The sequence below is a fragment of the Bacillus sp. CR71 genome (assembly GCF_003429245.1).
Taxonomy (GTDB): domain Bacteria; phylum Bacillota; class Bacilli; order Bacillales; family Bacillaceae_G; genus Bacillus_A; species Bacillus_A thuringiensis_S.
Genome location: NZ_CP031748.1, coordinates 2,337,110 through 2,347,789 on the forward strand (window position 1 = coordinate 2,337,110; position 10,680 = coordinate 2,347,789).

The following is a 10,680-nucleotide window of genomic DNA, read 5'->3' on the forward strand; positions in this document are numbered from 1 at the left end:
ACACTGTCTATTTTTTTTGAGATTATGTTAGAATAACGCTTTTTTGAGTACAAAGATATTGGAGGTAACAGAAGTGAAAGGTATGTTTTGCAAGAGATTTATTGCAATAGTAACAGTGCTTACACTATTTTTTAGTATGTTCGTTACATTTGGAAGAGCAGCAGCGGAAACAGTTTCTGCTATAGACGTTGAAGCAGGATCAGCAATTTTAATAGAAGCAAATTCCGGAAAAATTTTATATCAAAAAAATGCAGATGAATCATTGGCAATTGCTAGTATGACAAAAATGATGAGCGAATACTTAGTTCATGAAGCGGTAGATAAAGGAAAACTTAAATGGGATCAAAAAGTTAAAATTTCTGAATATGCACATAAGATTTCGCAAGATCGTTCATTATCAAATGTTCCATTAGAAAATGGTGGCTCTTATACGGTAAAAGAGTTATATGAGGCAATGGCAATTTATTCTGCAAATGGTGCAACAATTGCTTTAGTTGAAGAGATTGCTGGTAAAGAGGGCAATTTTGTAAAAATGATGAACGATAAGTCGAAAGAGTTTGGAATGAAAGATTATAAATTTGTAAACTCTACAGGCTTAACAAATCAAGATTTAAAAGGATATCACCTAGAAGGGACAACTCTAGATGAGAAAAATAAAATGTCTGCAAGGGATTGTGCAATTTTAGCACAACGTCTTATTCAAGATTTTCCCCAAATATTGAATACAGCAAAAATTCCTAAAAAAACATTCCAAGAGGGTGGTAAATATCCAATTGATATGGCGAACTTTAACTGGATGTTAAAAGGTTTAATTAAGCAATATGAAGGTGTAGATGGTTTGAAAACAGGAACGACTCCAGAAGCGGGAGATTGTTTCACTGGTACAGTAGAAAGAAATGGTATGCGCCTAATTTCTGTAGTGATAAAAACAAAATCTCATACGGCACGCTTTGATGAAACAAAGAAATTATACGATTATGGATTTGCGAATTTTGAAGTGAAGAATGTCTACGGAAAAGATTCAGTAGTAAAAGGACATGAAACGGTACGAGTAGCAAATGCAAAAGAGAAAGATGTAGTAGTTCAAACGAAGCAAGCTGTTTCACTTCCAATGCGGAAGGGAAACAAAGACGGTTATAAAAAAGAATTTAAAGTATCAAATAAAGAACCTGAAGCGCCTATTAAAAAAGGTGTAACAATTAGTAAAATAATTATCTCGCCTAAAGATAATACCGATCCTGGGTTCTTATCAGGTAATTCATTACAAATAGACCTTGTAACAAAATCTGATGTGGAACAAGCAAATTGGTTTACACGTTTTATACGTAAAACTGGATCTTTTTTTAGTGGTATGTGGGATAGTGCGATTGATATAGTAAAAAGCTAATTTTATAGGATACAACTAAATATTAGTTTGAAACAAAAGGTTTCAAAGTATTATAGATTCTTATGTGGATAGTTTGGAATGAAAGATTGTATTACTTTTCAAATTTGGTCCTTCGGAACTTTTTGTATTTCTATTAAGCTAAAATAAATTTGTATCCATATACTCCAAAAACGCTATTCTTTTTGTAGAAATATACAGAAGGGATGGCGTTTATTATGAATCTTTCGATTTAAAGGATTCTGGTGCAAGGTTAGTTTAATAAAGTTACATGATGAAAAACCACCCATTAAAGTTTCACTTTATAAAAATTTAATAAAATCTTTTCTTTGTATTAAATATTTTGTTTTAAATTATGTATATAAAGAAATGGAGGTCAAATTAACTTTTTACTGCTTATATTAGGAATTTAAAGAAACGATGTGTACAGTTCTCTCACTATATTCGCATAGTGGCCTTTATGAAAAGCAAAATCTACAATTTACAAGGAGAACATTTTATGAGTAAGAGAATAAAAGAATTAGATTCCATACGAGGGTTAGCGGCACTTACTGTGGTATTTGGACATTTTTGTTTAATGCTACCATCGTTGCCTAATTCTATTAAATTTTCCCCGCTTAGGTTTTTATGGGCGGGTGGGGAAGCTGTTATCGTTTTTTATGTACTAAGTGGTTTTGTGTTATCGATGGCACTTTATCATTCAAAAACAAATTATTGGGGATATTTAATTAAGAGATTTGTAAGAATCTATATTCCTTATTATTTTTGGATAATTGTTTCCTTTGTTTTATTTATTTTATTTTCGTCGTATGAAGTGGTAGGACTACGGGATTGGTTCTATGATAGGTGGCAAGGGTCTATAACAAAATTAGATATTCTAAACCACTTTGTGCTTCTTAATAACTTTTTTACGGAAAATTATAATCCAGTTATTTGGTCATTGGCTCAAGAAATGCGTATATCTATTGTGTTTCCTTTGTTATTCCTTCTTTTTTATAAATTGAATTGGAAGAAAACGATACTATTTGCTTTGAGCTTTTCTTTAATTAGTGTTTTTCTTAATGTGTTGTATATTGGGAAAGCTGAAGGATTTTATAATGGTTATGCTGATACACTGCATTTTACATCTATGTTTATGGTTGGAATGTTACTTTTTAAGTATCAGGAAAAACTTATCTACTCATATAGGAATATGAAAAAATTTAAAAAAGGATTTCTTATTGCATTAGGGATTATTCTGTATTTATATTCCATTTTAATTTATGGTTTTTCCCGTAATGATACTACTTTCTTATTAAAAGATTGGGGTGTCGTAATGGGGGTTGGTATATTTATTATAATGGCTATGAGTAACCTAAAAGTAAAAGCATTTTTAAATAAGAGTGTATTTGTATATTTAGGAGAAATTTCATACAGTATCTATTTGTGTCATTTTCCAATCATGATGGTACTATTTAAACTTTTGTATACAAAGATACCTATCTTTTTCCTTCTTACTTTATGCATTGCAATGACACTACTTTTTTCTATAGTTTCATATCATTTAATCGAAAAGAAATGTATCAACTGGGCAAAACAAAGAACAACCAATTTTTTGAAAAAAGTATAATTCCTAGAGAAATTTTATTTCTTTAGTAAATATACGAATATGACCGATTCCTAAGTATACTTAGGAATCGGTCAATTTTGGATTCTAAATGTAAATATAATAAAGTGGAATATAATTGAAATCGAAAACCACTTAGAAATAACAATTACGGTGTGAGCTATTGTATAGTATAGATATGGTTAATAATAAAGGGGGAATACATATGTGGAAGCGATTTGTAGCAATTGGTGATAGTTTTACAGAGGGGATAGGGGATGAAGTTGAGGGAATTGCATTAAAAAGCTGGATAGATCATTTTGTTCAACTGTGTGAAAACGATATAAAATATGCTAATTTGGCAAAGCGTGGCTTAGTAACTAAAGAAATTCGCTCGCAGCAATTGGAAAAGGCGTTAACTTTTAATCCAGATTTGGTTAGTCTCATTGCAGGGGCAAACGATGTTTTAAAAGGACGTTGGAATCATGATGCATATAAGAACGATATGGAATTTATGATAGATTCATTAAGTAAAGCAGGGGCTGATATTATTATAGCAAACCTTCCTGATTTTACAGTTAGGCTTCCTTTTGCTTCTGAAAAAAAACAAGTAATAAAAGAACAATTATTAGAGGCAAATGAAGTTATACGTTCACTGAGCAGAGAATATAAGTTTCATCATGTTGATTTTTGGAATCATCATTTAGTTAATGACAATACGCTTTGGTCTAAGGATTTAATTCATCCAAACTCAAAAGGATATGTAAAAGTTGCTGATTTGATTTTTAGTAGTTTGTCTGTACAGAAGACAAAATAATAGTTTGCAATTTAACGAATATGATATTAATTGTGCTAAGCTATGTTTTTTAGTAAATGGAGAGAACTAGAAATTTAGCATACAAAGCGTATCTACGATATATTTCTACAGTAGTGCATAAATGTAGAATTACAAAGAAAGATCACTTATGGAAATAGGTGGTCTTTAAACGTTTTTATAACTAAATTTAAATATATACTGTAGTACTAACAATTTCGTACTACATAAAAATTAAGTTCTCTTATAGAAAAACTGATTTTATATTATCTTAAAATATAATAACATATTCAAATCATATTTTGGGTGTGTATCCTAATTATGAATAATTTGTAATTTTTTTGAAGTGTAAATATCTAATAAATAAAATAGGTAGTAGGTGCAGAAGTATTAATACTATATTATTCAATTCTGTTATGAGTACATTAGTAATTGGTAGTATTATATTTTTATTATCAATTTTAGTTATTGGAATTAATTTGCATAGAAAATATGTAGGATAAGAAAAGATAAATATACTTTATTGTATATTTATCTTTTTGTTTAGTAGGATTTATAGTCTCTTTAAACTATTATGTTAATAAAATTAAGAAACTTAATTTTTGATATCCTTATGGCTAAAGCCATCTATAAACTGACAATATAACTAAATAATTGTTTGGTATGATTTGTGGGTTGGTTTTTTTATCCGAATTTTCTGATTCAAATATTTCAACTTTATGAATATAGTAGGTGAAATATTTGTGTGATAGTATTTGAGATAGAAAAAAGCCAACTTTAAAAAGGATGTGAATTGAATGTGCAAACAACTATAAATGGTTATATTAAGGTAATGTTTAGCTGTTTTTTAGTGTAAGGTAAAGGTCTATGTTGTAACAGTTGATATAAATACGAAGAAATAGGTGCGCCTAAATTTATCTGACTATTTAAAATAAACTAAACCTTGAGATTAGTCTAGGTTTTGACGAAGTTACATTCTAGGTGAAATCTTTATAATGATTAATTAGGTTTAATAAAGGGGTACCTTATACGCAAAAGCGTTTATATTAGTAACCTAAGGAGCTTGCTTTTATGAAAACTACTGATTCAAAAGGCCTATTAGGAAATAGGGTTTATTTACAAGTTTTCTCTGCTTATTCATTGCTTATGCTTGGTGTTTTTATTGATATGTTAGCGATTATGACTATAGTTGGGTTTGAATGGGAAGTAGATCCTACTATGATTGGATTGATCCCTGTTGCATATGCACTTCCTGGAATTATTTTTGGCTCATGGGCAGGTGTTATTGCAGATCGTTTTAGAAAAATTCCAATTATGATGTTCTGTAATCTAATGGTTGGTCTAATAACAATTGCTCTTTTATTTGTACAAGATATCCACTGGCTCTTAGTGGCATTAATGATTCGTTCCATTTTTATTGTTTTCTATTATCCTGCACAGCAAACACTAACAAGACAGATTGTATCCCCGGACTTACTTACTAAAGCAGTAAGTATCAACGGAATAGTAGAGCAGGGTACCAAGATAGTAGGTCCACTTATAGGGGGCATGTTGCTGAGCTGGTTTCAACCAGAGTTCTGCCTCATTATAAGAGCTATAAGTTGTTTATTAGCTACCTTAGTTCTCATACCCACAATAAAATTTAAAGAAACTATATCGAAAGAATTTGTTGAAAAGCAAAAACAAAGTACTTGGACCGCTTGGGTACAAGGGTGGGGTTATGTGTTATCTAATCGGATAATATTATCAACCATGATTTTCGTTACAATAGCCATGGCAGTATTACAATTAGTCGACTCACAATTCCCAACTTTATTTAAGAGCTTATTCCCACATGATAAAAGTAAAATGGGATATATCATTTCTATTATTGGTCTTGGCGGAATACTTGGTGCACTACTAACTCAGAAATTAAAACAATTTCAATATGGCTGGGTAGTATGTGGAGGTATGGTTTTAATGGGAATTGGTTTTGGGGGGATTGGTTTGATAACGCCCGGTACGGTCTTCGTTTTAGCCTATTTAATTAGTTTTATCGCTGGTATCGGAAGTGGGCTGATGCTTGTATCTAATCAAGTCATTTTACAAATAGAATCCGACCAAGATCAAGTAGGAAGAGTATTTGGTATACAAAGCAGTTTAACAAACGCAGTTCTAATTATTTCTCCTGCTATGAGTGGCCCATTAGTGCATTTGTTTGGAGTAACTCAACTCTATGTTTATGGAGGGATTGGGCTTGTTATTATTGGATTAATTGGAGTTTCACTGCAGAAATATTTATGGGCTAAACATAAACACGAACCTATAAGAGCAAATAATTTTTGAAGGGGAGATTTTTATGACCAATGAGGAATGTTATCGATTAAGCCATCCGCAGCGAAGAATATGGTATACAGAAGTTATTCATTCTGATAAAGGAATATGTAATTTAAGATTTTTATTTAAACTTCATCGGAAAATGAATTATTCAAAATTAAACCAAGTTGTGAATCGCGTTATCAGTGAAAATGACGGTCTGTGCATTAGGTTAAAAGAAAATGGGCATCAGGAACCGAAACAATATTTTATTAAACATGAAGAACAAGAATTTGAGTTTTTTGATTTCAGTAATGTGGAGAATACAAATTTGCTTGAGGAATGGATTGAGCAGAAAACAAAAGACACGTTTACATTATTTAATTCAGATTTATACTATTTCGCTTTAATAAAATTAAACGATAATGAATGTGCAGTCTTTGGAAATGTTCATCATATTATTATGGATGGTTTATCAATTCAAATATTTACTGAGCAAATTGCAAAATATTATTATGAAATGCATAACGAGAATGAGGAAGGCGAAATTAAAAATTCATATGTTCAATTCCTGACCAATGAACAAACATACTTGAATAGTAGTCGCTTTCAAAAAGATCAAAAATTCTGGTTAGAGGAATTTAAAACACTGCCATCTGTGACTGGATTGAAGCCCTATAATACGTACCAAGTTAGCACTAAAGCATCACGTGAGACATTTATATTAACGGAGCATTTGAAGAGAAAGATAGAAAAATTTTCTGAAGATTACAAAATTAGTTTATACACTTTTTTTGTTGCTGCTTTCTCGTTGTCCATGTATCGGTGGACTTCATCGCTTGATATTGGTTTAGGAATGGCTTACGGCAATCGTATGACTAAAATGGAACGAAAATTGATTGGAATGATGGTGAGTACAGTTCCTTTAAGAATGGATATTGATCCAGAAGAAGAAGTACTTTCATTTATTAGCAGGGTGTCCAGAAAACAAAGCAAATTATTGAGGCACCAGAAATATCCATTTGATTTGTTGTTAAAGCAGATTAATAAAGAGAATAATAGTAATGTGAGACTTTTCGGAACTACGATTGATTATAGGGATCGCGATGAAAGTGGTGACTCACTATGGATTCCAAACCATGAAGAGGTACAAGATTTTGCAGTGCATATTGAAAATCTAATTGATATTGACTCTTTACATGTACATATTGATTATCGTGAGGAGCTATTTTCTAAGGAAGAGATAAAACGGTTTTTTAACGTGATGTTAGCGATAATGGAAAACACTTTTGAAAAACCAAAGCAGAAGGTAGCTGAAATAGAAATCATTTCTGAGGAAGATAAAAGAATAAGTTTAGTTGAGTTCAACAATCCTAAACTGAATGTCCCACCTCAAGTAACTATTCATGAAATATTCGAACAGCAAGCGATGATTTATCCAAATACTATTGCAGTTACGTATGAACAAGAAAAAATTACTTATAAGGAGCTTAATGAACGTGCAAACCAGTTAGCTCATTATTTGCAGAAAAAGGGAGTAGGACCTGATACTTTAGTTGGAATATGCGTTGAACGTTCCCTCGAAATGATTGTAGGTATTTTAGGGGTTTTGAAGGCTGGTGGGGCTTATGTTCCACTCGATCCAACATATCCAGAGCAGCGACTTCAATATATTTTAGAAGATGCTAGCATTCAGTTATTCGTGACGCAAGAAAGTTTAAAAGAATTGAAATGGTTACCAGAAAATGTTGAGTCGATTTGCCTGGATCGTGATCAAGATGAGATTGGGAAAGAAAGTAAGACTTTGCCGCTTTCTAATGTCGGTCCCAAAAATCTGGCATATGTAATCTATACTTCGGGATCAACGGGAAATCCAAAGGGCGTTATGATAGAGCATCACAATGTCATTCGGTTATTTAAATCAACGGATTGTTGGTATCAGTTTAATGAAAAAGATACTTGGACGCTTTTTCATTCGTATGCATTTGATTTCTCAGTATGGGAAATTTGGGGAGCATTATTATATGGTGGAAAATTAGTTGTTGTTCCGTACTGGATTAGTCGATCACCTAAGGATTTTTATCAATTATTAGTGGAGGAAGAAGTCACAGTTCTAAATCAGACACCTTCCGCATTTCGACAATTAATACGAGTGTGTGAACAAGAAGATAAGAATAAAAATTTGCAGCTACGTTACGTAATATTTGGCGGAGAAGCATTAGAACCTATTAGCTTGTTACCGTGGTTTCAAAGGTATGGTGAGAAAAACCCACAGTTAATTAATATGTATGGAATTACAGAAACTACAGTTCATGTTACATATTATCCAATTACTCTAGATGATGTGCAGCATGCTTCAAGAAGTAATATTGGAAAGCGGATTCCCGATTTAGAAGTGTATATACTAGACGCTTATCAACAACCTGTTCCTATAGGTGTTGATGGTGAACTTTATATTGGTGGAGCAGGATTGGCACGTGGATATTTAAATAGACCTGAATTAACAGCAGAGCGTTTTATATCTCATCCATTTAGTAGTGATCCGAAAGCAAGATTATACCGGACAGGAGACTTAGCGAGGTATTTGCCAGATGGGAATTTAGATTATCGTGGAAGAATTGATCATCAGGTTAAAATACGTGGTTTCAGAATTGAAATTGGGGAAATTGAGTCTACTTTACATACATATGTATATATAAAAGAGGCAGTTGTAATTGTAAGAGAAGATCAGCCGGGCGATAAAAGATTAGTAGCATATGTTGTAGGAGATGGAAATGTAGATGGGTGGAGAGAGTATCTTAAAGCGAAACTACCAAGTTATATGGTTCCTTCGGGATTTGTGGCGATGGAAGCTATTCCACTTACAGCTAACGGTAAAGTTGATCGTGAGGCCTTACCTATGCCGGAGGAAAAGCAGATTAATAGTGAATGTGTTGGCCCTCGGAATAGTAACGAACAGATACTGACTACCATTTGGAAGCGAGTATTAGGTGTTAAAAAGGTGGGAATCTATGATAATTTCTTTGAAATTGGTGGCGACTCGATTCTCAGTATTCAAATCATATCTCAAGCAAGTCAAGTAGGGTTAAAACTTACTCCAAAGCAAATGTTTGAATGCCCAACTATCGCTGAGCTGGCACAAGTGGCTATAGAAACGCAGGGAGTACAAGCGGAGCAGGGAATTGTGATAGGTGATGTGCCTCTTACTCCAATTCAGTGCTGGTTCTTCGAGCAAGAACATCCACATACAGAGCATTGGAATCAATCAATGCTTTTAAGAGTAAAAGAAAAATTGGATGTGAAATTACTAGAGGGAGCGATATTAAATTTACTCAAACATCATGATGCTTTACGTTTCCGGTACGAACAGTTACCAAACGGAACGTGGAGGCAGAGAAATGAAGAGACTGATGAGCTGTCAGTACTCCATGTTGTAAAACGGAATCAAGTTAATGAAAAAGAGTGGAATACAATAATACAAGAAGAAATGAACATTAATCAAGCTAGTTTCAATTTAGTTACTGGTCCGTTAATGAGAGTAGTGTACTTTGAAGATAACTTGACTGGAAATGATCGAATATTCTGGGTGATTCATCATTTAGTAGTAGATGGAGTGTCATGGAGGATTCTATTGGAAGATTTACAGGTGGTATATAACCAGATGAAACAAGGTCAAGAAGTTCGCTTACCTGCGAAAAGTACATCTTTTAAAGAGTGGTCTGAACGACTCCAGACGTACAGTGATTCGGGTATTTCAAAAGAAGTACAAAATTATTGGAATCAACAAGTAGAAAAAGAAACGATGAAAATTCCAATGGACTATCCAATACAAGAAACGACAGAGGAATCGATTGATCAAGTGACGAGGACTTTAGGAATAGAAGAAACACATGAATTGTTACACGAAGTTCCAGTAACTCATAAGACAAGGATTGATGAGGTACTATTAACGGCATTAGGACAAGCTATCGTCGATTGTACAAATCAGCAAACCGTTTCTATTCATCTAGAAGGACACGGAAGAGAAGAGGTAATTGAAGGTATTGATTTATCAAGGACAGTGGGCTGGTTCACGAGTATTTATCCCGTTCATCTCAATTTTCAAGGAACTCAAACACCTATTGAAGGATTAAAGTCTGTCAAAGAACAATTGCGTCGAATCCCAAATCGCGGAGTTGACTATGGTATTTTACGTTACTTGAATAAAGGATTACTTCCGTTTTATCAGCAAAAGCCTTCAATAAGTTTTAACTATTTGGGCCAATTTGATCAGGTTTTCTCAAGGGAATCTTTGTTTATGCAAGAGACAGGATTTACATTTTTAGATCATGCTCCAGATTCCAAACCATCTCATCTAATTGATGTTATCGGAATGGTGAAAGATGAAAAGTTACATTTTGTTTGGATGTATAGTAGAGAACAGTTTTCTAAATTAAAAATTCAATTGATAGCAGATGGTATGTTGAGGCATCTTCGTCAACTTATAAATAAACCAACAACAGAGTCTGCTTTTACGGTATCAGATTTTGCTGATGCAGAGGATCTTACGGAAGAAAGCTTGAGCAAAGTATTACTTAAATTAAAAAAGAAGAGGGTGTAAAA

Annotated in this window: 5 protein-coding genes; all 5 read left to right on the forward strand. The window is 32.9% G+C overall.

Annotation, left to right across the window (positions count from 1 at the left end):
• Nucleotides 1–73 precede the first annotated feature (73 nt).
• Nucleotides 74–1,387, forward strand: coding sequence for a D-alanyl-D-alanine carboxypeptidase family protein (locus tag DOS87_RS11980; RefSeq protein ID WP_000677658.1), 1,314 nt, complete (start codon nucleotides 74–76; stop codon nucleotides 1,385–1,387).
• A gap of 457 nt (nucleotides 1,388–1,844) precedes the next feature.
• Nucleotides 1,845–2,993, forward strand: coding sequence for an acyltransferase family protein (locus tag DOS87_RS11985; protein WP_003282126.1), 1,149 nt, complete (start codon nucleotides 1,845–1,847; stop codon nucleotides 2,991–2,993).
• A gap of 202 nt (nucleotides 2,994–3,195) precedes the next feature.
• Nucleotides 3,196–3,786, forward strand: a complete 591-nt coding sequence (locus DOS87_RS11990; protein ID WP_000265867.1) for an SGNH/GDSL hydrolase family protein — start codon at nucleotides 3,196–3,198, stop codon at nucleotides 3,784–3,786.
• Nucleotides 3,787–4,854: 1,068 nt separating this feature from the next.
• Nucleotides 4,855–6,108, forward strand: coding sequence for an MFS transporter (locus tag DOS87_RS11995; RefSeq protein ID WP_000858612.1), 1,254 nt, complete (start codon nucleotides 4,855–4,857; stop codon nucleotides 6,106–6,108).
• A 13-nt stretch (nucleotides 6,109–6,121) separates the two neighbouring features.
• On the forward strand, nucleotides 6,122–10,678 hold the full coding sequence (locus DOS87_RS12000) for a non-ribosomal peptide synthetase (RefSeq protein ID WP_098578021.1): 4,557 nt from the start codon (nucleotides 6,122–6,124) through the stop codon (nucleotides 10,676–10,678).
• The last annotated feature ends 2 nt before the right edge of the window (nucleotides 10,679–10,680 follow it).